Annotated in this window: 17 protein-coding genes and 9 pseudogenes; 22 read left to right on the top strand and 4 right to left on the bottom strand. The window is 33.7% G+C overall.

Translation table 11 applies throughout. The features are described from left to right. Nucleotides 1–114: 114 nt before the first annotated feature. A pseudogene (locus tag ACZZ95_RS05985) lies at nt 115–1,660 on the bottom strand (alpha-N-arabinofuranosidase). 546 nt (nt 1,661–2,206) lie between these two features. On the opposite strand from ACZZ95_RS05985, the pseudogene ACZZ95_RS05980 reads away from it, so the two are divergent. Further along, nucleotides 2,207–2,899: pseudogene (locus ACZZ95_RS05980) on the top strand (NUDIX hydrolase). Nucleotides 2,900–2,998: 99 nt separating this feature from the next. Here ACZZ95_RS05980 and ACZZ95_RS05975 read toward each other — a convergent pair. Further along, nucleotides 2,999–3,997, bottom strand: coding sequence for a GntR family transcriptional regulator (locus ACZZ95_RS05975; protein ID WP_463468381.1), 999 nt, complete (start codon nt 3,995–3,997; stop codon nt 2,999–3,001). Between the two features lie 101 nt (nt 3,998–4,098). Here ACZZ95_RS05975 and ACZZ95_RS05970 point away from each other — a divergent pair, with 101 nt between their 5' ends. From ACZZ95_RS05970 to ACZZ95_RS05940, 7 genes and pseudogenes are all read left to right on the top strand, one after another. Beyond that, nucleotides 4,099–4,551: an aldose epimerase family protein gene (locus ACZZ95_RS05970; protein WP_463468380.1), complete on the top strand. Its 453-nt coding sequence runs from the start codon at nt 4,099–4,101 to the stop codon at nt 4,549–4,551. Continuing rightward, nucleotides 4,502–4,750 (top strand): aldose epimerase family protein, encoded by a 249-nt coding sequence (locus tag ACZZ95_RS05965; protein ID WP_463468379.1) that lies wholly within the window; start codon nt 4,502–4,504, stop codon nt 4,748–4,750. Before ACZZ95_RS05970 ends, ACZZ95_RS05965 begins: the two co-directional genes overlap by 50 nt. A 1-nt stretch (nt 4,751) precedes the next feature. Further along, nucleotides 4,752–5,153: an aldose epimerase family protein gene (locus ACZZ95_RS05960; RefSeq protein WP_463468378.1), complete on the top strand. Its 402-nt coding sequence runs from the start codon at nt 4,752–4,754 to the stop codon at nt 5,151–5,153. Nucleotides 5,154–5,390: 237 nt separating this feature from the next. After that, nucleotides 5,391–6,551 (top strand): annotated as a pseudogene (galK, locus tag ACZZ95_RS05955) (galactokinase). Nucleotides 6,552–6,568: 17 nt separating this feature from the next. Next, nucleotides 6,569–7,629 (top strand): annotated as a pseudogene (locus ACZZ95_RS05950) (UDP-glucose--hexose-1-phosphate uridylyltransferase). Nucleotides 7,630–7,882: 253 nt separating this feature from the next. After that, nucleotides 7,883–9,570, top strand: a pseudogene (locus ACZZ95_RS05945) (sodium/sugar symporter). 202 nt (nt 9,571–9,772) lie between these two features. After that, a complete protein-coding gene (locus ACZZ95_RS05940) occupies nt 9,773–10,552 on the top strand; it encodes an L-fucose dehydrogenase (protein ID WP_463468377.1) in 780 nt (259 codons plus the stop codon). 92 nt (nt 10,553–10,644) lie between these two features. Here ACZZ95_RS05940 and ACZZ95_RS05935 read toward each other — a convergent pair whose 3' ends face one another. Next, on the bottom strand, nt 10,645–11,514 hold the full coding sequence (locus ACZZ95_RS05935; protein ID WP_463468376.1) for an AraC family transcriptional regulator: 870 nt from the start codon (nt 11,512–11,514) through the stop codon (nt 10,645–10,647). A 169-nt stretch (nt 11,515–11,683) separates the two neighbouring features. Between ACZZ95_RS05935 and ACZZ95_RS05930 the strand changes: the two are divergent. The 5 genes and pseudogenes from ACZZ95_RS05930 to ACZZ95_RS05910 all read left to right on the top strand — a co-directional run bounded on the left by ACZZ95_RS05930 (nt 11,684) and on the right by ACZZ95_RS05910 (nt 16,197). Next, nucleotides 11,684–13,341 (top strand): annotated as a pseudogene (locus ACZZ95_RS05930) (UxaA family hydrolase). Between the two features lie 37 nt (nt 13,342–13,378). After that, nucleotides 13,379–14,143 (top strand): SDR family NAD(P)-dependent oxidoreductase, encoded by a 765-nt coding sequence (locus ACZZ95_RS05925; RefSeq protein WP_463468375.1) that lies wholly within the window; start codon nt 13,379–13,381, stop codon nt 14,141–14,143. A gap of 101 nt (nt 14,144–14,244) precedes the next feature. Continuing rightward, entirely contained in the window at nt 14,245–15,102 is an 858-nt protein-coding gene (locus ACZZ95_RS05920) for a fumarylacetoacetate hydrolase family protein (RefSeq protein WP_463468374.1), read from the top strand. A 4-nt stretch (nt 15,103–15,106) separates the two neighbouring features. Then, nucleotides 15,107–15,442, top strand: coding sequence for an L-rhamnose mutarotase (locus tag ACZZ95_RS05915; protein ID WP_463468373.1), 336 nt, complete (start codon nt 15,107–15,109; stop codon nt 15,440–15,442). Between the two features lie 149 nt (nt 15,443–15,591). Next, on the top strand, nt 15,592–16,197 hold the full coding sequence (locus ACZZ95_RS05910) for a hypothetical protein (protein WP_463468372.1): 606 nt from the start codon (nt 15,592–15,594) through the stop codon (nt 16,195–16,197). 223 nt (nt 16,198–16,420) lie between these two features. On the opposite strand, the gene ACZZ95_RS05905 is transcribed toward ACZZ95_RS05910, so the two are convergent. After that, a complete protein-coding gene (locus ACZZ95_RS05905; RefSeq protein ID WP_463468371.1) occupies nt 16,421–17,674 on the bottom strand; it encodes an NAD(P)/FAD-dependent oxidoreductase in 1,254 nt (417 codons plus the stop codon). 101 nt (nt 17,675–17,775) lie between these two features. On the opposite strand from ACZZ95_RS05905, the gene flxA reads away from it, so the two are divergent. From flxA to ACZZ95_RS05860, 9 genes and pseudogenes are all read left to right on the top strand, one after another. Further along, complete coding sequence (gene flxA, locus ACZZ95_RS05900; RefSeq protein WP_463468370.1) at nt 17,776–19,296, top strand: flexirubin biosynthesis tyrosine ammonia-lyase FlxA; 1,521 nt, start codon at nt 17,776–17,778, stop codon at nt 19,294–19,296. Between the two features lie 96 nt (nt 19,297–19,392). After that, on the top strand, nt 19,393–20,553 hold the full coding sequence (locus ACZZ95_RS05895; protein WP_463468369.1) for a WG repeat-containing protein: 1,161 nt from the start codon (nt 19,393–19,395) through the stop codon (nt 20,551–20,553). A gap of 95 nt (nt 20,554–20,648) precedes the next feature. Further along, entirely contained in the window at nt 20,649–21,380 is a 732-nt protein-coding gene (gene flxB, locus ACZZ95_RS05890) for a flexirubin biosynthesis SDR family reductase FlxB (protein ID WP_463468368.1), read from the top strand. A 239-nt stretch (nt 21,381–21,619) separates the two neighbouring features. Beyond that, complete coding sequence (locus tag ACZZ95_RS05885) at nt 21,620–22,855, top strand: beta-ketoacyl-[acyl-carrier-protein] synthase family protein (protein WP_463468367.1); 1,236 nt, start codon at nt 21,620–21,622, stop codon at nt 22,853–22,855. Beyond that, nucleotides 22,848–23,102, top strand: a complete 255-nt coding sequence (locus ACZZ95_RS05880) for an acyl carrier protein (protein WP_095952768.1) — start codon at nt 22,848–22,850, stop codon at nt 23,100–23,102. The genes ACZZ95_RS05885 and ACZZ95_RS05880 overlap by 8 nt, the downstream gene beginning before the upstream one ends. Next, nucleotides 23,103–23,986 (top strand): annotated as a pseudogene (locus ACZZ95_RS05875) (LpxL/LpxP family acyltransferase). 172 nt (nt 23,987–24,158) lie between these two features. Next, nucleotides 24,159–25,063, top strand: a pseudogene (locus ACZZ95_RS05870) (NADPH-dependent FMN reductase family protein). Between the two features lie 17 nt (nt 25,064–25,080). Beyond that, nucleotides 25,081–26,214 carry a dialkylresorcinol biosynthesis protein DarB gene (gene darB / locus ACZZ95_RS05865; protein WP_463468366.1) on the top strand — a complete coding sequence of 378 codons (1,134 nt, stop codon included), beginning with the start codon at nt 25,081–25,083 and terminating at the stop codon, nt 26,212–26,214. After that, nucleotides 26,214–26,643: pseudogene (locus ACZZ95_RS05860) on the top strand (hypothetical protein). The gene darB and the pseudogene ACZZ95_RS05860 overlap by 1 nt, the downstream one beginning before the upstream one ends. Nucleotide 26,644: the final 1 nt, after the last annotated feature.

The raw sequence follows: 26,644 nt of genomic DNA, 5'->3' as shown, positions 1-26,644 counted from the left end.
TTTTAGCTTTCAAACAAAAAATAAATGTTAACAATACATTTATAGCGTCACGATTATTTCAACTTTAAAATAAAAACTATAACTTTTTGAAAATGCATTTATATTAATTTCCTCTTATTTCCCTTCCAAAACTAAAACTGAAAAAGGAGGAATTGTAATTTCCAGCTTTCCTTTTTTATTTTCAAAACCTTTAAAAGCAACAGGAACAATTTTATTCGGGTTTTCGAAAGAATTATAATCCTGCAGTTTTGAAGCCGTAATTATAGTTCCAGTAAAATTTTTCACGCCAAGATCTTTAACATCAATTTCGATTTTGTTCTTATTTACCGCATCAACATTTACAAGTGAAATATGCACAGCACCGCTTTGATCTTTGGAAACAGATGCAGATACAGCCGGAATTGTTTGTCCGTTATAAGTATATAAAGGAGATTTAAAATCTATTGGCAATAATTTTGCGTCTTGATGTACGTTGTACATTTTCATTACATGATACGTTGGAGTTGTAATCATTTTGGCTTTATCAGTTAGGATCACGGCTTGAAGTACATTAACACATTGTGCCAAGTTTGCCATACGAACACGGTCTGCATGATTATTAAAAATATTTAAAGTTGCTCCAGCCAAAACAGCATCTCGCATTGTATTTTGCTGATATAAAAATCCTGGATTTGTCCCTTTTTGAACCTCGTACCAACCTCCCCATTCATCAACAATCATAGCCACTTTTTTCTCTGGATCATATTTGTCCATAATTGCAAGCATGTTTAGTCACCAATTCTTCCATTTTTAAAGCAGACTGCATAGTCAGAAAATATTCTTTTTCTGTAAAATCAACATCTCCGCCTTTTTTATCCCAATTAATTACGGCATAATGATGAACACCTAATCCGCCTAACATTTTTAACGGAATATTTTTCATCAATACTTCTGTCCAATTATAATCAGAACTATTCGATCCAGAAGCAATTCTTGTTATACCGCCTGTGTTACCCCAATCTGACATAAAAGTGGCAAATTTTCGGTATTCATTGGCGTAATAATCGGCTGTCATATTACCGCCGCAACCCCAAGCTTCGTTACCAATTCCCCAATATTTTACTTTCCACGGCTGTGTTCTTCCGTTTTTCTTACGAAGATCACTCATCGGACTTTCTCCTGCAAAATTGGTATATTGAACCCAGTCTGCTAATTCTTGAACTGTTCCGCTTCCCACATTTCCAGACAAATAAGGTTCTGCTCCTAATAATTCACACATATTTAAAAAATCATGTGTCCCGAAACTATTGTCTTCTGTTACTCCTCCCCACCATTGATTTACAATTGTCGGACGCTGTTCTTTTGGACCAATTCCATCTTTCCAATGATAAGTATCTGCAAAACAACCGCCTGGCCATCTTAAATTAGGAATTTTTAAATCTTTTAATGCTTTAATAATGTCATTTCGAACTCCATTTGTGTTTGGAATTTTTGAAGTATCGCCAACAAAAAACCCACCGTAAATACAGTGGCCTAAGTGTTCAGCAAAATGACCATAAATATCTCTATTGATAGTTGGTGCAGATGCATCGTTTTTAATCGAAATAACAACAGATTCTTTTTGGGCAGAAATGGCTTGGATAAAAAATATCGCAAACAATACGAAAAATGGTTTCTTCATAAATTGTGGTTTTTTGATAATTAGAAAAATATTGTGGTTATATATTTTCTAATAATCTTGGTTATTCAGTTTAATAAGTGTTTGTTTAACATTTGTAAATTTAAACAAAAAAAGTTCGCATAAAAAAATAAAAATCGCAGAACAACTGGTTGTAAAAAACAGATTTGATAATTTAGTTCGGAAAATCGTTAGAAATAAAGGCGTAACACGAGATTTTGAAACTCAAACAAAAAGTTAATAATCTGAAAAATCGACAAAAAAACTCAAAAATTGCTTATTTTATAACAACATTCCAATTTTTTAAATTCTGATTATCAAATAATATTCTTCCTTTTAATTCCCTTTTAAAAATGTTTCTACCTTTAGATCATTATTTTGATTTAAAATTGTGAAGATTGAGATAAATAGACATCTTTATTTTCAACAATAAACATCAAGTAATTTAGCTTCTTAATTTACTATTGTTTTAACATAAGTGTAAAATCAACATTAATAAATTATGATACGTTTTAAGAAGTTTATATCTTTACAACCAAAATATTATATATGCTAAATAGTTATAGCTCTGCTGATAAAGTTTTACTGGCGGTTGACTGCATCATTTTCGGATTCGATAATGAGGGTCTGAAAATACTTTTAATTCAAAGAGATTTTGAACCCGAAAAAGGAAAATGGTCTTTGATTGGAGGATTTTTAAAGCGTGACGAAGTTTTAGATGTCAGCAACTTATTCGAATACTAAATACTTATACGGGTCTTAACGATATTTATATGGAGCAGTTATATGCTTACAGCGAAATCGATCGTGATCCTGTCGAAAGAACAATCTCAGTTTCTTATTTTGCTTTGATTAATATCGAAAACCATAATGCTGAATTGATTAAAAATTATCACGCAGAATGGTTTCCTATTAATGATGCGCCAAACTTAATTTTTGACCACAACGAAATGGTTCAAAACGCCATTAAGAGACTTCGCTACAAAACTTCTGTTAAACCAATTGGTTTTGAATTACTTCCAGAAAAAGTTCACCATGCGTCAGCTTTTAGAGTTATATGAAGCAATTTTGAGCAAAGAATTGGACAAAAGAAACTTCATTAGTAAAATCAATTCTTTGGAAATCTTAAATAAATTGGACGAAAAAGATATGCAGTCTTCTCGAAAAGGTTCTTATTTATATACCTTTAATAAAGAGAAATACGAAGAAAAATTACTTAATGATTTTGTGCTTAATTTGTAATTTAAAGAATTGAGTGAAAATTATTTCAAACACATAAAAGCATCGTTTTAGAACTTCAAAAAGGCGTTTCACTTGCTTAAATGCACATAGCAAAACATCTTACAAAGAATGCCGCAATATAAGAGCAGATTTGTTTTCAATCTGCTCTTTTGTTCCTTTTAAAACCATATCGGCCAAAATTTTTCCCATCAATTCAAAATTGGTTGAAATGGTTGTAATTCCGTTTGCCGCAATCTTCTTTAGTGCTGTTTCATTATAAGAAATAATTCCAAAATCTTCTCCTAATTTTAGGTTTCTTCCCATTGCATTTTCTATAACTAAAAGCAAATCGCGGTCATGAGGAATCACATATAAGTCTCCCAATGCGATGGATTGATTGCTGAAATCAGAAATAATTTCATAATCATAATTATATTGCTGGCAAAAAGACTCAAAACCCAATTTCATTCCCGGCGGTTCTCTAAAACCAGGGAAAATTAAAATCAGTTTTTTATATTTCTCCAATCTTTTTTTACCTTTTAGTAACCCTTCAAAAATATCTTTTTGGTGATTTTGATAAATGGCAGGAAACATTTTTAACTCTGGATTGGTCTGATCCAAAATAATCACGTCGTTTACTGGTAGGGTTTTTATAGAATTGACGATATCGTTTAAGTTCGTCGGCATGATTATATATTTTGTATAATTTCCGTTACTGTCGTTTATCAGTTTTTTGAAAACCTGAACATTAAAATGATGAAAAAAAATATCAACCTGAACATTCTTACCAATATTTTTGAGGAACGAATTATAAATATCTTCTTTAAAAATATTAAGCTCGTCAAAAAGCAGGAAAACCTTCTGAGTAATAGTGATTTCAACACTTTTGACGTAATATCCTTTTCCAAGAATAGCATAAATAATTCCTCTTTTCTTTAATTCGTCATACGCTAAAAGCACCGTATCGCGAGATAATGAAAAGCCCAAACACACTTTATTTACTGATGGAAGACGGTCGCCTTTTTTCAAATTACCCTCTTCAATAGCTTTTTCTATTGAAAGAATAATCTGCTTATATTTTGGAAGGCCAATATTATTTTGAATTGAAATAATGTTCACAATAAAGTCATTTTGACTATTAATATTAAAAACTGGTAGGTACTGGTATGCAAAGATAAAGAATGTTTCTATTTTTGGATTTCATTTTTGGTAAAAATAATATGGAAATAAAACACATATCGCATTTAAAGGAGGTTCATAATTGTAAATTATTCGGTTTAATGCCCAATAAAGAAGAAATTTATTCTTTTGAATTGTCAAATAAAAACGGAATGAAAGTCCAGATCATCAATTATGGTGCGACAGTAACTTCCATCCAAATTCCTGTAAATGGAAAATTGACAGATGTTGTTTTAGGTTTCGATAATTTAGAATCTTATTTAGAATCTTATAATTTACCAAGCGCTCCTTATTTTGGAACTACAGTTGGGCGTTATGCTGGACGTATTCATAATGGGACTTTTAGTATAGATGATAAAAAATTTCAGCTTGACGGAAATAATAATGGCAACACACTTCACGGCGGAGATATGGGATTTGGACGAAAAGTCTGGAGCGTAACCAATGCCGCAGACTGGAGAAAATCCTTCGATTACTTTTGGTCTTTTAAGTGAAGATTTAGATGAAAATTTCCCTGGCGAAATGACCGTTTATTTGACTTATATCTTAACGGAAGAAAACGAATTAAAATTAGAATACAAAGCTTCATCAACAGAAGATACGGTGATCAATTTGACACATCACAGTTATTTTAACCTTGACGGACATGATGGAAATGTTTTAGAGCAAGCAAATGTTTATCAAATCGGATAAAATGCTTGAAACCAATTCAGACAATATTCCAACTGGAAATTATACCGATTTAACGAATCATGATTTTGATTTCAGAAACACTAAAAACTGTCCGTTTCCAATTGACAATTCTTTTGTAGTGAATTCAAAAACTGAAATCGTAGCGCAGTTAATCAGCCTAAAAAATAAACTTAGAATGGATGTGTATACGGATCAGCCAAGTGTACATATATATGTAGGAGGCAGTTGTTTTGGAAAACTAAAAGGAAAAGAAAACATCGCATACAATGCACAAAGCGGTATTTGTTTTGAAACCCAAAATTTTCCAGATGCTCCAAATCATTCTCATTTTCCAAATTCAGTTTTGAAAAAAGGCGAAGAATACACGCAGAAAACACTTTATAAATTTGAAAGTTTAGATTAATATAATAACCGTTGGAAGAGATAAAATAAAATAGTTTCATCCAACAAGTAAAATCTAATTGAATCTGCTGAAATCTGTATAAATCTGCGTGAAATACTTTTACCAAGATTTTTTCACGCAGATTTATACAGATTAAAGAAGATTAACGCAGATTTAAATTTAAGTGAAAGAGTAAAATTTAAAAAAAATCACTCACAATAATAAATCTTAAAAAACCACAATACAACTAACCATATAATGAATGATATTTTAATACAAAACACCGTCGCTTTTTTTGAGAAATCTTTCGGGTCTTCTCCTCAAAAAACGGTACTTTCTCCAGGAAGAATTAATATTATTGGAGAACATATTGACTACAATGACGGTTATGTTCTGCCTGCCGCAATTGACAAAGTTATCTGTTTTGCTTTTGAAAAAAACAATACTAAAACTTCTAAAATAATTGCGATTGATTTAAATGAAGAATTTGAAATCGATTTGACGCAGGACGTAACTTTGAGCGATGTTGTTTGGACAAATTATATTAGAGGCGTAATCAAACAATTGCAGGATAACGGATTTTCTTTCGACGGTTTCAATTGTGTTTTCAGCAGTAATATTCCCGTTGGTTCAGGATTATCTTCTTCTGCGACTTTAGAATGCGGTATGATTTTCGGTATCAAAGTGCTTTTTGATTTAACAATTGAGAAAGTTGATATTTCTTTATTAGGCCAAAAAGCAGAACACTGGGTGGGTATTAACTGCAGATAATGGACCAGTTTTCAAGCGTTCATGGTGTTGAAAATAAGGTAATCAAATTAGACTGCAACACTTTAGATTTTGAATATCACAATGCCGATTTCAAAGATTATTCCTTGATTTTATTGGATTCTAATGTAAAGCACTCACTTTTTACATCAGAATATAATACGAGAAGAATTGAATGTGAAGAAGGATTGTCTATTATTAAAAGTCATTTTCCAGAAGTAAAAAGTTTTAGAGACGCTTCAGAAGAACAGGTTTTGAGTCTTAAAGATAAAATGACTGAAAAAGTTTTCAGCAGAGTTCATTTTGTAGTAAAAGAAATTAACCGCGTCATAAAAGCCTGCGAAGCTTTAGATAAAGGAAATATTGAACTTTTAGGAGAATTGCTTTTTGAAACACATTATGGCCTATCAAAAGAATATGAAGTAAGTCTGCGAAGAATTAGATTTCCTTGTAGATACTGCAAAAGAAGACAATTCTATTATCGGTTCAAGGCTTATGGGAGGCGGTTTTGGAGGTTGTACAATTAATTTAGTTAAAAAAGGTCAGGAAAATGAGGTAAAACGTAAGTTTTCAAATCTTTATTTAGATAAATTTGGAATTGAATTAAAATTCTATGATGTAAAAATCTCAAACGGAACACAACTCGTTTAATACCACAACACACTGCAATGAAAAATTTTGACATTAACGAAGATCCGCACAGACGCTTCAACCCGCTAATTAACGAATGGGTCTTGGTTTCACCTCATCGTTCAAAACGCCCTTGGCAGGGACAAAACGAAACTATTTCAACAGAAGAACTTCCAAAGTACGATCCAACTTGTTATTTGTGTCCAGGAAATGTTCGTGCTAATGGAGTAAATAATCCAGCATACGAAAGCAGTTTTGTTTTTGAAAATGATTTTGTCGCAATGAAACAGGATGAAATTATTTTTGAAGATGATATTAAACATACTTTCTTTAAAGCAAAACCAGAACAGGGAATTTCGAGAGTGGTTTGCTTTTCGCCAAGACACGATCTTACTTTACCAGAAATGGAAATTGCGGATATTGAAAATATCATCAAAACCTGGCAGAAAGAATATACCGATTTAGGAAACATAAAATATATTAACCACGTTCAGATTTTTGAAAACAAAGGAAGTGTAATGGGTCACAGAGAACCCGCATCCGCATGGGCAAATCTGGGCGCAGTCTTCGTTACCAACTCAGGTTGAAAAAACGCATCACAGCTTAAAATCCTATTACGATAAAAATAAAAGAACATTGTTGGAAGATTATGTTCAAGCCGAATTGAAAGTTGGAGAGCGAATTGTCATTGAGAACGATGACTTTGTAGCATTGGTTCCGTTTTGGGCAATCTGGCCTTACGAAACTATGATTGTAAGCAAAAGAGCCGTAAACAAAATCACAGATTTTACCGCTGAAGAAAGCACGGCATTTGCTAAAATTTTAAAGCAGTTAACGACGAAGTACGACAATTTATTTAATACTTCTTTCCCTTATTCTTCAGGAATCCATCAATCGCCAACAGACGGTTTTGATCATCCGGAATGGCATTTTCATATGCATTTTTATCCGCCTTTGTTAAGATCGGCAACTGTAAAGAAATTTATGGTAGGATATGAAATGCTGGGCGAATCGCGACTGTGATATAACACCTGAAAAAAGTGCCGAAATTTTGAGACAGCTTTCAGATGTGCATTATAAGAGTTTAGTAAAAGTGTAATAATTCTAGATAGAGTTAAGTGCAAAATGAGAAAATTTAACACAAAAACCCCATTATAAATGTAAAAAACACATTTGCTGATGGTTCATTTATAAATTTTTATTCTACATTTGACTTTGGCTTTTATTTTCATAAAAAAACTACGGAAATAAAACACATCTTGCAATTTTAACAAGATTACACAACACAAAAACTAATTTAAAACTAAATAAAATTTAACCCTGTATAATAATTATTTAAAATACTACTAACAATGAACCAAAACCTCGCTTTCGCAGATTATGCGGTTTTTATTATCTATTTTATCGTAGTCTCTGTCTACGGTTACACCGTTTATCGCAAACGTAAACAAGACGAACAAGATGCTAAAGCTTACTTTTTGGCTGAAGGAAATTTAACTTGGTGGGCAATTGGAGCTTCTTTAATTGCTTCTAATATTTCTGCAGAACAATTCATCGGAATGAGTGGTGAAGGTTTCTTTTTAGGAATCGCTGTTGTCGCTTACGAATGGCTTGCTCGCTGTTGCACTTATTATTGTGGCTGTATGGTTTATTCCGGTATATCTTAAAAACAAGATTTACACAATGCCGCAATTCTTAAAAACACGTTACAACGAATCGACTGCTTTGATTATGGCGGTTTTCTGGTTGTTTTTGTATGTTTTTGTAAACTTAACTTCTATTTTATATTTAGGAGCAGTCGCTATTAATGGTCTTGCTGGAGGAGAATATCTTCATGTAATCATGGTAGGATTGGCTGTATTTGCTTTGTTTATTTCTCTTGGAGGAATGAAAGTTGTGGCTTACACAGACGTTATTCAGGTTGCTGTATTGATTATTGGAGGTTTGGTAACTTCTTATATTGCATTGACAACTGTTGGACAAGCTTTTGGCGTAGGCGAAAATGCAATCGCAGGTTTCAAAGTTTTAATGAAAGAAGCGCCGGAGCATTTCAAAATGATTATTCCAAAACCAACTGCGACTTCATCTCAATTGGAAATCGATAAATATTTAACTTTCCCTGGTTTGATGTCTTACCTTGCTGGTATCTGGATTATCAATTTAAACTACTGGGGTTGTAACCAATACATTACGCAAAGAGCACTTGGAGCAGATTTACAAACCGCTCGTACAGGAATCTTATTTGCTGGTATGTTAAAATTATTAATGCCGCTTATCGTAATGTTACCAGGTATTGTCGCTTACGTTTTATATACAAACGGACAATTACCTCAATTAGTTGGAGGAAAAGATGGAGCTTATTCTGCTATTTTAACATTCCTTCCAACTGGATTAAAAGGACTTTCTGTTGCCGCTTTAACAGTCGCGATTGTAGCTTCTTTAGCTGGAAAAGTAAACAGTATTTCTACTATTTACACATTAGATATTCATAAAAAATACATTCAAAAAGAAGCTGGCGAAAAACAGCAGGTAAACATTGGTAGAATTGCCGTTTTTGCCGCAATGCTTTTAGCAGTATTATTTACATGGAATGATGTTTTAGGAATCGGTGGTGTTGGAGGATTTACATATATCCAAAAATACACTGGATTCATCAGCCCTGGAGTTTTTGCTATGTTCTTCTTAGGTATGTTCTGGAAAAGAACTACTGGAACTGCAGCTGATCGTGGGTGTACTTTTAGGATTCTTATTATCTGTGTTATTCAACGAATATGCTCCTGCTTTATTCGGAAACGAAACACTTTTATACACGGCTTACCCTAACGGAAAAGGAGCTTTCGAAATTCCATTTCATATTTGTATGGGATTATCATTCTTCTTTACAATGTTAGCAATGATCGGAATTAGTTTTGCAGGACCTAAAGTAAATCCTAAAGCATTTGAAATTGATTCTGAAATGTTTAAAGTTAAACCGCAGACAACAGTCTTAATCGTAATTACGTTATTGATTATTGTTGCGCTTTATGTTAAGTTCTGGTAATAAATTATCAGTTCTATTCTCTCTATTTTTACAGCTGTTGTTTGTCATGAACAACAGCTGTAAATTTTTAAAAAAAGTTCTAAAACATAGAAATAAAAGCCACGAATTACACTAATTTCCACGAATTAATTTTATCAATAAAAAATTCGAGAAAATTGGTGGAATTCGTGGAAAAAAATCACAATAAATTATAATAAAAATCATGCAGTTATCATTAACCCAAAAAATCATTATCGTTACTGGAGGCGCAAAAGGAATTGGTTTAGGAATCGTTAAAGTCCTAGCCGAAGAAAATGCCATTCCGTTTATCGTTGGACGTAACGAAAATGATAACATCAAAGCCTTAGAAGAATTAAAAGCCATTGGAAAGGAAGCCTATCAAGTTGTCGCCGATCTAACAAAACCTGAAGACTGTAAGAAAGCTGTTGAAGCAGTAATCGCAAAATTTGGCAGAATTGACGGACTTGTAAACAATGCCGGCGTTAATGACGGCGTTGGATTAGAGAACGGAAATTATGAAGATTTTGCGACTTCTCTTCACAAAAATTTAGTGCACTATTATTTAATGGCACAGCACGCTCTTCCATATTTGAAAGAATCAAAAGGAGCAATTGTAAACATTGGTTCTAAAACGGCCGAAACAGGTCAAGGCGACACCTCAGCTTATGCCGCTTCAAACGGAGGAAGAAATGCGCTAACCAGAGAATGGGCGGTTGAATTATTAAAATACAGCATTCGTGTAAACGCCGTAATTGTGGCTGAATGTTACACACCGCTTTACGAAACCTGGATCAATACTTTTGAAAACAGAGAAGAAAAATTGGTCGCCATTACAAAAAATATTCCTTTAGAAAATAGAATGACGACTGCCGAAGAAATTGCTAATATGGTTGTTTTTCTTCTTTCGGAAAAATCAAGCCATACCACCGGACAGATTATTTATGTTGATGGTGGTTATACGCATTTAGATCGATCTATTTAATTTTTTTTGCCACGAATTACACGAATTAACTCGAATTTTATTTACAAAATTAATTAGTGGAAATTAGTGTAATTCGTGGCAACTTTTAAATATTAATTCACCTTCGCATTATTCTTAAAATCTGAAGGCGTTATTCCTTTAAATTTCTTGAAGAGTTTATTAAAATTTGATGCCGTCTTATACCCGCATTCGTATGCAATCTCAGACATGCTTTTATCCGTTTCCAACAATAATTTACAGGCGTTTGAAATTCGGATTTCATGAAGATAATCGACAAAATTTTTCTTCGTTTTTACTTTGAACATTCTACAGAAAGACGTCCGAGTCATATTCGCGACAGCGACAATTTCTTCCAATGAAATATTCTTTTTGTAATTTTTATTTACATATTGAAAAACCTCCGAAAGACGATCTTCTTTCGAATCTTTCTGCATCAAAGAATAAATTTCGTCGTTAATGTAAATCTTATCCTGACTTTCAGAAAGAATAGACAAAATCTCAAAAAGTCCGACAATGACCTCAAAATCTTTTTTAGAAACTAACTTCTCCAGTTTCTTCGCAATCTGCTTATTTGTTTTTCCGATAATGGAAATTCCTTTTCCTGCCTGAAAAAAGAGTTCGTTTATTTTTTGAGTTTCTTTTAATTCATAAAAAGTAGGTCCGAAAATATCTTTATGAAAATATACGACAATCGAATTGGCTTTTAAATCTTCAATTCCCTGATAATATTTTTCGTCGTTCAGCCAGACATGCGGAATATCGGAACCTAAAAAAACCATATCACCGGGCTCAAAAGGCATTACCGAATTTCCGATAATTCTCTTTCCAAAACTCTCTTTAACATAGACCAATTCTAATTCTGGATGCGAATGAAACGGCGCCTGAAAAAAAGGTTCAATGCGATTGAGCACCGAAACTTTTGTATTGAGATAAGAGGCTATTTTAGTTTGTTCCAATTTCATTTTACAAAGGTAATTAAAGATTATACACGGATAATATCAGACTACTAACAAAGGGCTAAAAAAACTAATTTTATTTTTCGTTTACTGCCCAATTTTTAGTGAAAATAAAGTGCTTAACTTATTTACTAACAACAGCAGACGACAACACAAAAAAAAAAAAAACAAAACAATGCTAGACAATACAACTAAAAAATTAGTCGTAAAACTGCATCCGGACGATAATGTCCTGGTTGCTTTAACCGACTTACAAAAAGGAGAAACTATTCTTTTTGAAAACGAAACTTATGTTTTACAAGACCTCATCAAAGCAAAACATAAATTCTACATGCAGGACATGAAGCAGGGAGAAGAAGTAAATATGTATGGCGTTTTGGTTGGAAAAGTACAGAACGACTTGACAAAAGGAAGTTTGATGACTACCGAAAACTTAAAACATGCCGCAGATCCATATGCGTACAGAAATGCTTCGTACGAATGGAACGCGCCTGATGTTTCTAAATTTGAAAACAGAACTTTTAAAGGTTACAAAAGAAAAGACGGACGCGTTGGAACGGCAAATTACTGGCTTTTTGTTCCGACGGTTTTTTGTGAAAACAGAAATCTTGACGTTATCAAAGAGGCGTTGCACAAGCAATTGGGCTATGCTGTAACAGACAAATACAATCAATTTACGCACGAATTACTAGAGGGTTATTTGAACGGAAATGACATTAACGATATTAATATTGAATTAAATCCGACTCCAAAAAACAAACGTGTTTTTGAAAATGTGGACGGAATTAAATTCTTAAATCACCAAGGCGGTTGCGGCGGAACACGTCAGGATGCTTCGACTTTGAGTGCTTTATTGGCTTCTTACGCCAATCATCCAAACGTTGGAGGTATCACACTTTTGAGTTTAGGATGCCAGCATTTACAAGTTCAGGATTTTGTAAATGATGTAAAAAGACAAAACCCAGAGTTCGACAAACCGTTGTTTATTTTTGAACAGCGACAAACAGAAAGCGAAGAAGTTCTGATTACAAATGCCATCAAAAAAACTTTTGAAGGTTTAATTGAAATCAACAAATACGAAAGAACTGATGCGCCTTTAAGCGATTTATGTATTGGTGTAAAATGTGGTGGAAGCGACGGTTTCAGCGGTGTTTCTGCAAATCCTGCTGTTGGTTATACTTCAGACTTAGTAGTAGCTTTAGGCGGAAAAATTCTTTTGGCAGAATTTCCAGAATTATGCGGTGCTGAGCAGAATTTAATCGACAGATGCGTTACAGAAGAGAAAGCTAAAAAATTCATTAATTTAATGGAATCTTACGATGAACTTGCGCATAAAGTAGGTTCAGGTTTTCATATGAATCCGTCACCAGGAAATATAAAAGACGGTTTAATTACAGACGCGATAAAAAGTGCTGGAGCAGACTAAAAAAGGCGGTACTTCTCCTGTAATTGATGTTTTAGATTATACCGAATTGGTTACAAAACCAGGGTTAAGTTTGGTTTGTACTCCCGGAAACGATGTCGAAGCTACAACTGGAAAAGCGGCTTCTGGTGCAACTTTAATTTTATTTACAACTGGATTAGGAACACCGACCGGAAACCCAGTTTGTCCAGTAATTAAAGTAGCAACAAATTCTGTTCTGGCAACAAGAATGAAAGATATTATCGATATTGACTGCGGACCAATCATTAGCGGTGAAAAATCTATTGAAGAAATGGGCGAAGAAATTTTAGAATATTGTATCAAAGCGTGCAAGCGACGAAATTATTCCAAAAGCAGTACAATTAAACCAAGATGATTTTATTCCGTGGAAACGCGGCGTATCTTTGTAAAAGACTATTAAAAACAACTCATAAAAATTTATATCAAATGTTTTCATTACAAAATAAAAAAGCAATTATCACTGGCGGTGGAAGCGGAATTGGAAGAGCGATTTCGGTTTTATTTGCTAAACAAGGAGCTGAAGTTCATATTTTAGAACTGACTGAAGAAAGCGCAAAAGAAACAATTGAAGAAATAAAATCAAACGGCGACAATGTTTTTGCTCATGCTTGTGACGTTTCAAACCACGAACAAGTTAATTCGACTTTTGAAAAAATTGGAAATATTCACATTCTAGTAAACAATGCTGGAATTGCACACGTTGGAAAAGTTGATACAACATCTGAATCTGATTTTGACCGTATCATGAATGTAAATGTGAAAGGGGTTTACAACTGTCTTCACGCTTCGATTCCAGCGCTTAGAAGTTCTGGCGGAGGTGTAATTTTGAATTTAGCTTCTATTGCATGCTGGGTTGGTATTCCGGACCGTTTTGCTTATTCTACTGCAAAAGGTGCGGTTATGGCAATGACTTTATCTGTAGCAAAAGATTATTTAAATGATAAAATCAGATGTAATTCTATTTCTCCTGCGAGAGTTCATACGCCTTTTGTAGACGGATTTATTGCTAAAAATTATCCTGGAAAAGAAGAAGAAATCTTCGAAAAATTATCGCAGTCGCGACCAATCGGCCGTATGGGAAAACCTGAAGAAATTGCAACGCTTGCTTTGTTTTTATGCGGCGACGAATCTTCTTTCATCACAGGTTCAGACTACCCAATTGACGGTGGTTTTATCAAATTAAACAACTAAAATATTTAAACAAAATATAGCCACGAATTACACGAATTTCCGCAAATTTTTAATTCGAGAAAATTCGTGTAATTCGTGGCAAAGAAACTAAAAATTAAACTATGAAACTTATAAGATTCGGAGAAGAAGGAAAGGAAAAACCAGGTGTTTTATTAAATGATAAAAGATATGATGTTTCGTCTATCGTAACAGATTACAACGAAGCTTTTTTTGAAAATGACGGTTTAGCAAAATTAGAAGAAGCTTTAAAAAATAACACTTCTTTACCAGAAGTAAGTGATTCAGTTCGTTTGGGTTCGCCTGTTGCACGCCCTTCAAAAATTATCTGCATCGGATTAAATTATGTAGATCACTGCGAAGAAACTGGCGCCGCAATTCCAGAAGAACCAATTATTTTCTTCAAATCAACCACTTCTTTATGCGGACCAAATGACAATTTGATTATCCCAAAAAACAGTGAAAAAACAGACTGGGAAGTAGAATTGGCTTTTGTTGTAGGTAAAAAAGCAAGCTATGTTTCTGAAGAAGATGCACCAAATTATATTGCAGGATACTGCCTTTTGAATGATTACAGCGAAAGAGCATTTCAAATCGAACGCGGCGGACAATGGGCAAAAGGAAAAGGTTCTGATACCTTTGCTCCTCTTGGACCAATTATGGCAACTCCAGACGAAGTTGGCGATGTAAATAACTTAAAAATGTGGCTTACTGTAAATGGAAAAACATTCCAGAACAGTAACACTTCAAACTTGATTTTTAAAATTCCATTTTTAGTTCATTATTTAAGTCAGTTTATGACATTGCTTCCTGGCGATGTTATCAGTACAGGAACTCCTCCGGGAGTTGGATTAGGAATCAAACCAGATCCAATTTACATTAAAGCAGGAGACGTAATCGAATTAGGAATCGAAGGTTTAGGCACAAGTAAGCAAACTGCCGTAGCTTACCAACAAAAATAAAATTATGGCGACTCAAAAATTTTGTCTGGCATTAGACTTAAAAGATGATGCCAATTTAATTGCAGAATACAAACAACTGCACGAAAATATCTGGCCAGAAATTAAAAAAAGTATTCAAGATGCTGGAATTTTGGTATTAGATATTTATTGCACAGGAAATAGATTATTCATGATTATCGAAGGAGATGAAAATTTCTCTTTTGAGAAAAAAGACAAAGCCGACGCTGCCAACGAAAAAGTACAGGAATGGGAAACTTTAATGTGGAAATTCCAACAAGCTTTACCGTGGGCAAAACCTGGACAAAAATGGATTTTAATGGATAAGATATTTGAATTGTAAAATTCTATTCTTAAAAGACAAAAAGAGGATTCCAATATGGAATCCTCTTTTTGTTTGGAGCATAGTTATATTTTAAAATGAAATAAATTATTTATTTAATCCTTTTAATTACTTTTAGTCGCAAAAAATAATCTCAATTAACCAAAAAAATGAAAAAACTAATTATTGCATGCTTCTTTATTTCAGGAGCTTTGTCTGCACAGGACATGAATATTGTTCATGGAAACTTCGATTTTCTAAAAGATCAAAAAGAAATTAACACTGAATTTGATTATAGTAATTTTACTATGATGAAAGAAAACAAACCTGAATCACAATATGTTGAAGAGCATAAAGCTGATTTAGATAAAAAAGCAAAAGGAAACGGAAATCTTTGGGAGAAGAGATGGATTGTTGCCAAAGAACAAATTTGGACTCCTAAATTTTTAGAAATTGGAAACATTGTAATGACAAAAGCCCATAAAGAAGTGAATTTTCAGGAAGGCTTAAATACACCGTATACTTTGATTGTACAAACCGTTTGGATTTATCCAGGATGGGATGCAGGAATTATGAAACAGCCCGCAAAAGTTACTACAAATTTAAAGTTTGTTGAAACGGCAAATAAATCAAATGTATTACTGGAAATCACTAGTGTTGATGCTCCTGGAGATCAGTGGGGAAGCAACTTTAACAATGAAACCAGAATAGGCGAAGGATTTGCAAAAACAGCAAAATCGTTATCTAAGCTTCTATTAAAAAAAGCATTTAAATAATAATATTGAATATTCCGTAGGAATATCTCATAGGTAGAAAAAAATATTGTCGTTTTGCATTAATGTTCTGTAGGGACATCTGATTTACGGAAATAATATACCTAAATCAATTAATCAAACGTTCCTACGGAACGTTCAACCATAATTCAAATTTAATTTCTACCGACGAGACATTCCTACGGAATGAATCTAGAAAATGAACTATCTTTCTATAAAAAAAGCCCTAATTATTAGGGCTTTGTTCTTTTTGCATATTCAATAAATACGCCATATTGGCTATAACATGATCGTGCTTTTTGACAAACGGATTCTCTTCATTCCAAACATAACCTGCCAGAACAGAACAAATTTTTTCTTTTACATCTGGATTTTCAGGCTGATGGAAAAACAAAGTCTGTAGATTTCCAGTGTACCATTCTTTCACGTAAGTGGTAAAAACAGCTATACCGCTTTTCATGTATTGCGTAAATTCAACTTCCCAGTCAACAGGAATTCCCTGTGCTTCTTTTAAGTATAATTTGGTCGCCAGCATTCCAGATTCGGTTGCAAAGGCAACTCCAGAAGAAAATACTGGATCTAGAAATTCAGAGCTGTTTCCCGTAAGGGCAAAACCATCTCCGTACATTCTTTTTACGGCTCTTGAATAATTTTCTAATTTAACTGGTTCGAATAAAAACTCCGTTCCTTTAAATCGTTTAATATAATAATCAGACTTTTGAATAGCATTTTTCAAAGCCTCAGCATTATCTTTATTTTCAGAAAGTGAATTGATAAAATCTGTCGGACCCACAACTCCCAAACTCGTATTTCCATTTGAAAACGGAATTACCCAAAGCCAGACTTCCGTTTCCAGAATATCAAATGAAATTTGAGTTCCTTCTTCGCCTTCTGGTCTGTTAATATCTTTTACGTGTGTAAATATCGAAGAATGCGGATCTAATTGTGACGGCGTATCCAAATCTAAAAGTCTTGGCGAGACACGACCGTATCCACTCGAATCGATAATAAATTTAGCGTGAATTTCTTTTAGATTTCCTGTCGCATCTTTTACGATTGTTTTTGAATTTTTCCCTTCAAAAGAAACTTCCAAAACCTCAGTTTCAAATTCTAAGTCAATTCCTTTTCGCACAATTTCCTGTGCCATTGTATTATCAAAATCTGCTCGGGGAACCTGCCAAGTCCAATCCCAGCCCTCGCCAAATTTTTTACTAAAATCAAAAACACACATTTCTTCGCCTCTAATAAAACGAGCGCCTAATTTTTTTTCAAAGTTCATTGCATCAAGTGCTTCAAACAATTCTGCTTCAGCAAAATGATCCATAACCCGAGGAATAAGGCTTTCACCTACCACCAGTCTCGGAAACTTTGTTTTTTCTACAACTTTAACCTTAACATTGTTTTTATAAAGATAGGATGCCGAAACACAACCAGATGGCCCTGCACCAATCACTAAAACATCAACAAACTCCTTTGTCATATTAGAATTATTATCATTAATTAGCCTACATTTGCCTACATCAAAATAACTACATTTATTTTGATAAATAAAATTAAATTAGCACAACCAAAAACGATTTAATGAATACAATTAATGAATATTTAAGTTTAACAGAATTCGAATCCATAATCTTTGGAAATCAAAAAGTTAAAATTAGCGATGTAGTTCTAAACCGAGTTAATGAAAGTTTTAATTTCTTGAAAGAGTTCTCAGGAAATAAAGTTATATACGGCGTAAATACAGGCTTTGGTCCAATGGCTCAATATAGAATTAAAGAGTCTGATCAAATTCAACTGCAATATAATTTAATTAGAAGCCACTCTTCTGGAACAGGAAAACCTTTAAATCCAGAGTGTGCAAAAGCGACTATTTTAGCAAGATTAAATACGCTTTCTTTAGGAAACTCAGGAGTTCATCCTTCTGTAATTCATTTAATGGCAGAATTAATCAATAGAGATATTACGCCTTTAATTTTTGAGCACGGTGGTGTTGGCGCCAGCGGTGACTTGGTACAATTATCACATTTAGCTCTAGTTTTAATTGGCGAAGGCGAAGTTTTTTATAAAGGCGAAAGACGTCCGACCCCGGAAGTTTTCGAAATCGAAGGTTTAAAACCAATTCAGGTAGAAATTAGAGAAGGTCTGGCATTAATCAACGGAACTTCTGTAATGACAGGAATTGGAGTTGTGAATGTGCATTATGCTACAAAATTATTAGACTGGTCACTAAAAGCTTCTTGTGCAATTAACGAATTAGTACAGGCGTATGATGATCATTTTTCAGAAGAATTAAATCAAACCAAACGTCACAAAGGACAACAAGAAGTAGCGCAAAGAATGAGACAAAATCTTTCTGACAGTACTTTGATCCGCAAAAGAGAAGACCATTTATATTCTGGTGAAAACACCGAAGAAATCTTCAAAGAAAAAGTTCAGGAATATTATTCATTAAGATGTGTGCCTCAAATTTTGGGACCTGTTTTAGAAACAATTAATAATGTTGCTTCTATTCTGGAAGACGAATTTAACTCGGCAAACGACAACCCAATTATAGACGTAAAAAACAAACACGTTTACCACGGAGGAAATTTCCACGGAGATTATATTTCCCTTGAAATGGATAAACTAAAAATCGTTATTACCAAATTAACGATGCTGGCAGAACGTCAATTGAATTATTTATTGAATTCGAAAATCAACGAAATTCTTCCTCCATTTGTAAACTTAGGAACATTAGGATTTAATTTCGGAATGCAGGGCGTTCAGTTCGTTGCCACTTCTACAACTGCCGAAAGCCAAATGTTATCCAATCCAATGTACGTTCACAGTATTCCAAACAACAATGACAATCAAGACATTGTAAGTATGGGAACAAATGCGACCGTAATTACATCAAAAGTTATTGAGAATTCTTTTGAAGTTTTAGCTATCGAATTAATCACAATAGTTCAGGCAATTGACTATTTAGGACAAAAAGATAAAATTTCGTCTGTTACTAGAAAATGGTATGACGATGTTCGCAGTATAATTCCAGAATTTAAAGAGGATCAGGTAATGTATCCTTTTGTTCAAAAAGTAAAAGATTATTTGATAAACAGTTAAATCTGTATTTCACATTATTAATATTGAATTTTAAATCATGAAAAAATCACTTATTTTTTATTGCTGTGTCGCATTCAATTTGTTAATAGTCAAGAATTGGCATTAGTTAAAAAGAATTCTAAAATTGGATATCTTTCTAAAGACGGATCTTTTAAAATCGAGCCTCAATACAAATCTGCCAGAAGTTTTTCTGAGGGATTGGTCGCTGTAGAAAATGGAGGCAAATGGGGTTTTATCGATACAAAAGGAACTTGGATAATTCCAGCCGATTTTAAAGATGCTAAAGATTTTAACAATGGAATAGCAGTTGTACAAAAAGATAAGGATTGGGTTTATATTAATACAAAAGGTGAAATCCAGAAAGCGCCCGCTTCAGACAAAGTATTTGATTTTAATGACGGAGTTGCTTTTATCAGACAAAACAATAAAGTGGGTTTGATCAATAATAAAATGGCGGTTGTTTTAGAACCAAAATACGATCAAATCAAACCTTTTGAAAATGGTTTTGCAAGAGTGGAACTCAACAAAAGTTGGGGAATTATAAATGCTGACGGAAAAGAATTGGTAGAACCAGTCTATGCTGAAATTGGTAATTATTTTAAAAACACAACTTGGGCGAGAAAAGACAAAACTTTCGGATTGGTAAGCGGCGGGAAATTTATTCCTGTTGATGGAGCTGAAAAGATCTGGGATTTTGAAACGCAAGATTTAACTTTTGCTAAAAAGAACGGAAAAATTGGATACATCGATTTAAAAGGAAATTGGGCTATTCTTCCTATTTATGATAAAGGAAAAGCTTTCTCCAAAAATCTAGCGCCAGTTCTAGTTGGAAAAAAATGGGGATTCATTAATCCAGAAGGAAAATTTGTTATTGAACCAACTTACAGCGATGCAGAAGTTTTCAGTACAAATGGTTTGGCTCCGGTAAAAGAAAGTAATTGGGGATTCATCAACGAATCTGGAAAACTGGTAATTCCAACACAATATGGCATTACAACAAATGCAATTATTGCAATGTTTACGCAACAAGATAAAGGATTTATCGATGGTGTTGCCCGTGTAAAAAACGAAGGAAAATGGGGATTTCTAAAACCTGACGGAACAGTATTAGCGAACCAATGGTTTGAAAATGCTGAGCTGTTTTCTAAAAGTGCAGAAAAACCACAGCCAGTTGCGGCTCCTGCTGAAAAATCAAAACAAGAAACTAAGCCAGCGGCAAAATCTGCAGACAAAGCCAGCGACGAAAAAAAGAAATAATAATTATCTCCAATAAATTATAAAATTTGCATAAATAAAATTGCTCTTTAGAAAAGCGATTTCATATATGGCGAATCAAAATAAAACCTACATAAATGAAGTGTGTATTAGTAACAGGCGGTTCTAGAGGAATTGGAAGTGCGATTTGTAAAAAATTAGCCGTAGAATCCGATTATCATATTCTGATTAATTATCATTCGAATAAAACAGTTGCTGAAGAGACATTACAAGAAATACAAAAATTAGGTGCAACAGGAGAAATTTTAGGTTTCGATGTTTCTAATTTTGAACAAGTGCAAACTGTTCTTACGCAATGGCAGGAAGCAAATCCTGAAAAATTGGTTGAAGCAATTGTAAACAATGCTGGAATTACAAAAGACGGTCTTTTTATGTGGATGACTCCAGAAGACTGGAATGGTGTTTTGAATACAAGCGTGAATGGTTTTTTTAATGTTACGCAATTTTTCATTCAAAAAATGTTACGCAATAAATATGGCCGAATTGTAAATATGGTTTCGGTTTCTGGAGTAAAAGGAACTGCAGGACAAACCAATTATTCGGTCGCAAAAGGCGCAATTGTTGCGGCTACAAAAGCTTTGGCACAAGAAGTTGCAAAACGAAATATTACTGTAAATGCCGTTGCACCAGGTTTTATCAGAACAGATATGACGAGTGAATTGGACGAAAAAGAATTATTAAAACTTATTCCAGTAAATCGTTTTGGCGAAGCCGAAGAAGTTGCAGATTTGGTAAGCTTTTTGATTTCTAAAAAATCAAGTTATATTACCGGAGAAATTATCAACATCAACGGAGGAATATATTCTTAGAAATATTATATTTCTCCCATTGTTTACCAAGTTATTTTAAGTTTTTTCCTTTAACACCGAAAATTGCTCGCAAAGGCGCTAAGTCGCAAAGTTTTATTAAAAAAACTTAAATAAAGAAAACCCTTTGCGACTTAGCGTCTTTGCGAGATTAAAAAAATTAAAGAATAGATTAAAAAAAACTTTGGTGACTTTGTTTAAAAAATATACTTAAGGATTAAAAAATTACTTATAAAAAGACCATGAATAAGAGAGTTGTAATTACCGGAATGGGAATTTATTCCTGTATAGGTACTTCTTTAGATGAAGTAAAGGAGTCTTTATATAACGGAAAATCTGGTATTCAGTTTGATTCTGAAAGAAAAGAATTTGGTTTTCAGTCAGCCCTAACGGGTATGGTGCCTAAAACCGATTTAAAATCTTTATTGACCAGAAGACAACGTATGAGTATTGGTGAAGAAACCGAATATGCGTACATGGCTACCATCGAAGCACTAAAAAATGCCAATATTGATGATGCTTTTTTTGATGATCGCGAAGTGGGTATTATGTACGGAAATGATAGTGTCTCAAAAGCCATTATCGATGCTACAGATATTGTTCGTGAGAAAAAAGATACAGCCCTGATTGGTTCTGGTGCAATTTTTAAATCGATGAATTCTACGGTAACGATGAATTTATCTACGATTTTTAAACTTCGTGGTATTAATCTTACCATAAGTGCCGCTTGTGCAAGTGGTTCCCATTCTATTGGACTGGCTTATTTTTTAATAAAAAGCGGTTTTCAAGACATTGTAATTACTGGCGGTGCTCAAGAAATTAATAAATATGCCATGAGCAGTTTTGACGGATTAGGTGTTTTTTCTAACCGAGAAAGCGATCCTCAAAAAGCTTCAAGACCTTTTGACAAAGATCGCGACGGATTAATTCCAAGCGGTGGCGGTGCTACTTTAATTCTAGAAAGTTACGAATCTGCAATTGCACGCGGCGCCACAATTATTGCAGAAATTGGCGGTTATGGGTTTTCTTCAAACGGAGGACATATTTCTACTCCAAATGTCGATGGACCAGCAACAGCTATGAAACGCGCACTCGATGATGCAAAAATAAAAGCTTCGGATGTTGAATATATAAATGCCCACGCAACCTCAACTCCAGTTGGTGATGCAAACGAAGCAAAAGCTATCTTCGAAGTTTTTGGTGAAAGAAATCCGTATATAAGTTCAACAAAATCAATGACAGGCCACGAATGCTGGATGGCGGGAGCCAGCGAAATAATCTATTCTATCCTAATGATGCAGTACGATTTTATCGCTCCAAACATCAATTTGGAAAATCCAGATGAAGATGCATCAAAATTAAATTTAGTTAAAACTACGTTAAACAAAAAATTTGACATATTTTTGTCCAATTCTTTCGGTTTCGGAGGAACCAACTCTGCGTTGGTGGTTAAAAAGTTTAAATTGAACGATGAATAAAGAAGAGATTATAGCAAGAATAAATGGTTTTTTAGTTGATGAATTTGAAGTAGACAATGACGATATTGAACCAAATGCTAATTTAAAAGATACACTTGGGTTAGATAGTCTGGATTATGTAGACTTGGTTGTTTCAATTGAAGCAAACTTTGGTGTAAAACTGGTTGAAGCAGATTTTGTTGGAATTTCTGATTTTCAAAGTTTCTACGACCTTATTGAAACCAAAATAAAAGCCAAATCAGCTTAAATGAGTCAATGGGATGGTAAGTCCAAAGGAACTGTTTTAGGTTATAGGATATTCGTTTTTTTGATTCAAAAAGCGGGTGTTAAATCTGCTTATGTTTTACTTTATTTTGTCGCTTCGTATTATTTCTTATTTCTAAGAAAAAGCAACAGATCCATTTTCTATTATTTTAAAGAAAGGCTTCAATACTCCTATTTCAAATCTAAAAAATGGTTTTCAAAAGTTATTACACTTTTGGGCAGACCATTATTGATAAAATTTCTATTTCTGCTGGTCTTCGAAATAAATTCACTTATGAATTTGACGGAATCGAAACGCTTAAAAAATTACTAGCCGAGAAAAAAGGCGGTGTTTTAATAAGCGCGCACGTGGGAAATTTTGAAATCGCCGAACATTTTCTGGGCGATATCGATCTTAATTTCCAGATTAATTTAGTTACTACAGATTTAGAGCATTCTGCAATAAAAAATTATTTAGAAAGCGTTACTCAAAAACCAACCGTAAAATTTATTATTATCAAAGAAGATTTGTCTCATATTTTTGAGATCAATGCGGCGCTGGCCAATAACGAATTGGTTTGTTTTACTGGCGATCGTTATTTTGAAGGCACTAAATCTCTATCAGAAAATATATTGGGGAAAGAAGCAAACTTTCCTGCCGGACCATTTTTAATCGCTTCAAGATTAAAAGTTCCTGTCGTTTTTGTATATGTAATGAAAGAACCCAATCTTCATTATCATTTATACGCAAGAGAAGCCGAAGTAAAACACAGAGACGAAAAAGCACTTTTAAAAGAATACGTTAAAAGTGTAGAAAGCATTCTTAAAAAATACCCGCTTCAATGGTTTAATTATTTCGATTTTTGGAATGCCTTTAAGGGTTCATAGATGCAAAGGCTCAAAGGTTAAAAGGTTTTTTCGAAAAAATAGTCTGCATTAATCATTTAATCTGTGGCAAAAAAAATCTTGCAATTTCGTCGCGAAACCTAATTCGTTAAACAAGGAAATTCGTTTAAATAAATTTGCCTATTTTTGCTAACCACCAAAGCCAAAAACCTAAATGAAAAATGTTTTAATAATTTATTATTCTCAGTCGGGACAACTGGAATCTATTGCAAGAAACATTGCAAAACCATTTCTAAACTCAGAGGAAATAAATCTCACTTTTCACGAAATACAATTAGAAAAACCATTCCCTTTTCCATGGAATAAAGATTCTTTTTTTAATGCTTTTCCAGAATCTTTTTTACAGATTCCGACTGCATTAAAACCTGTTCCAGCAGAAATTTTAAATACAAAGTTTGACTTAGTTCTTTTTCATTATCAAGTTTGGTATTTGTCTCCTTCCATTCCGATTAATTCATTTTTGAAAAGTGACGATGCGAAGAAAATTTTGAATAATACGCCTGTTGTAACCATAAGCGGTTCTAGAAACATGTGGATTATGGCGCAGGAAAAAAAATTAAAGTGCTTTTGAAAGAAGCAAACGCAGATTTGGTTGGAAACGTAGCTTTGGTAGACCGCGTTGGAAATTTAATCAGCGTTATAACAATTGTAGAATGGATGTTTTCTGGTGTGAAGAAAAAATACTTAGGTATTTTTCCGCTTCCGGGAGTTTCAGAAAAAGATATACAAGAATCGAGTAAGTTTGGAGAAATCATACTGGATTCCTTTAACAAGAATAATTTAGTCGCTTTACAGCCAAAATTAGTCGAAGCTGGAGCTGTAAAAATAAGTTCGTATTTAGTAACTGTTGACAAAACGGCCAATAAAATTTTCAATAAATGGTCAAATATCATTTATAAAAATCAAAAAAACCGAAAACAGCTTCTTAAAGTATTTAATGTTTATTTATTCCTTGCGATATGGTTAATTTCACCAATAGTGTATATATTGCACCTTATTACCTACCCGCTTAAGTTTAAAAATATAAAAAAGCAAACTCAATATTATCAAGGAGTTTAGAAGACGAAATTTAGATTATGTTTGAAGTATATATTACAAAAGCCGCAAAGTATTTGCCAAATGAAGCTGTTTCTAACGATGAAATGGAAGCCTATTTAGGACTTATCAACGATACTGCCTCAAAAGCAAGACGTATTATTTTGCGCAATAATAAAATTACAAGCCGATATTACGCTGTTGACCAAACTGGAAAAAGCACGCATAGCAATGCCGAATTAACGCGAAATGCTATTTTGCCGTTATTCGACGAGAATTTTACGCCTCAGGATCTAGAAGTACTTTCATGCGGAACCTCAACTCCAGACATTTTCCTGCCTTCGCACGGCGCGATGGTTCATGGTCTGCTAAAAAACAAATCGGTAGAATTAAACTCTTCAACTGGAGTTTGCTGTGCGGGAATGAACTCTCTTAAATTTGGTTTTCTTTCCGTACGCTCTGGAAATTCAAAAAATGCAATCTGCACAGGATCAGAAAAAGTTTCGACCTGGCTGAATGCCCAAAAATACAATCACGAAGCAGACAATTTAAAGGTTCTTGAAGAACAGCCGATTATTGCTTTCAAAAAAGATTTTTTACGCTGGATGCTTTCTGACGGTGCTGGAGCTTTTTTATTAGAAAACCAGCCAAGAGGACCAATCTCTCTTAAAATAGAATGGATGGAAGCTTTTTCGTATGCGTACGAATTAGAAACCTGCATGTACGCCGGAGGTGACAAATTAGAAAACGGAGAAATAAAATCATGGAGCGATTACGCACCTGAACAATGGTTAAACGAATCTGTTTTTTCTATCAAACAAGACGTAAAATTGCTGGATGAATTTATTCTTTCAAAAGGTGCCGAAAGCATGAAAGATGCAATGGTCAAAAACAATGTTACATCAGACGATATTACCTATTTCATTCCTCACGTTTCTTCTAACTTTTTTGTGGAAGGATTGAAGAAAGGATTAACAGAAAAAGGAATCGGAATGAGCGATGATAAATGGTTCATGAATCTCTCTAGAGTAGGAAATGTTGGTTCTGCCTCTATTTATCTAGCTTTAGAGGAATTAATGAATTCAGGGAATTTGAAAAAAGGAGACAAAATTCTTTTATCAGTTCCAGAAAGCGGAAGATTCTCTTTTGCGTATGCGTATTTAACGGTTTGCTAATGGAAACAATGGCGCTTTTAGAAAAAGAAACTGTAGAAAATTTATTGCCGCAAAAGTTCCCTTTTGTAATGGTTGATGCTATGCATTCTTATACCGAAACTTCTTTGGTTTCTGGTTTAAAAATTCAGCCTGATAATATTTTTGTACAAAACAATACTTTTCTGGAAGCAGGTTTAATTGAGCACATGGCACAGTCTGTTGCGCTTCATACGGGTTATCAGTTTTTTAAAAAACGAAATTGCGCCAACTGGATACATTGGTTCAATTAAGGAAGTTGAAATAAAAAAACTGCCGGAATTAAACGACACTATTCAATCTGAAGTAACTATTCTGCAGGAATTTGCAGGAATAACTTTGGTGAATATCGTGACTACATTGAATAACGAAGAAATTGCAAACGGGCAAATGAAAACCGTTTTAGCTAAATAAT

It is taken from the genome of Flavobacterium sp. AC267, from assembly GCF_979258715.1.
This window is presented reverse-complemented; position numbering and strand designations above follow the sequence as displayed.

Coding starts and splice junctions, on each gene's coding strand:
- ACZZ95_RS05915 (WP_463468373.1), top strand. CDS start 15,107: ATGGCGACTCAAAAATTTTGTCTGGCATTAGACTTAAAAGATGATGCC.
- ACZZ95_RS05880 (WP_095952768.1), top strand. CDS start 22,848: ATGAATAAAGAAGAGATTATAGCAAGAATAAATGGTTTTTTAGTTGAT.
- darB (WP_463468366.1), top strand. CDS start 25,081: ATGTTTGAAGTATATATTACAAAAGCCGCAAAGTATTTGCCAAATGAA.
- ACZZ95_RS05905 (WP_463468371.1), bottom strand. CDS start 17,674: ATGACAAAGGAGTTTGTTGATGTTTTAGTGATTGGTGCAGGGCCATCT.
- ACZZ95_RS05940 (WP_463468377.1), top strand. CDS start 9,773: ATGCAGTTATCATTAACCCAAAAAATCATTATCGTTACTGGAGGCGCA.
- ACZZ95_RS05925 (WP_463468375.1), top strand. CDS start 13,379: ATGTTTTCATTACAAAATAAAAAAGCAATTATCACTGGCGGTGGAAGC.
- ACZZ95_RS05970 (WP_463468380.1), top strand. CDS start 4,099: ATGGAAATAAAACACATATCGCATTTAAAGGAGGTTCATAATTGTAAA.
- flxA (WP_463468370.1), top strand. CDS start 17,776: ATGAATACAATTAATGAATATTTAAGTTTAACAGAATTCGAATCCATA.
- ACZZ95_RS05885 (WP_463468367.1), top strand. CDS start 21,620: ATGAATAAGAGAGTTGTAATTACCGGAATGGGAATTTATTCCTGTATA.
- ACZZ95_RS05910 (WP_463468372.1), top strand. CDS start 15,592: ATGAAAAAACTAATTATTGCATGCTTCTTTATTTCAGGAGCTTTGTCT.
- ACZZ95_RS05960 (WP_463468378.1), top strand. CDS start 4,752: ATGCTTGAAACCAATTCAGACAATATTCCAACTGGAAATTATACCGAT.
- ACZZ95_RS05965 (WP_463468379.1), top strand. CDS start 4,502: ATGCCGCAGACTGGAGAAAATCCTTCGATTACTTTTGGTCTTTTAAGT.
- ACZZ95_RS05935 (WP_463468376.1), bottom strand. CDS start 11,514: ATGAAATTGGAACAAACTAAAATAGCCTCTTATCTCAATACAAAAGTT.
- flxB (WP_463468368.1), top strand. CDS start 20,649: ATGAAGTGTGTATTAGTAACAGGCGGTTCTAGAGGAATTGGAAGTGCG.
- ACZZ95_RS05920 (WP_463468374.1), top strand. CDS start 14,245: ATGAAACTTATAAGATTCGGAGAAGAAGGAAAGGAAAAACCAGGTGTT.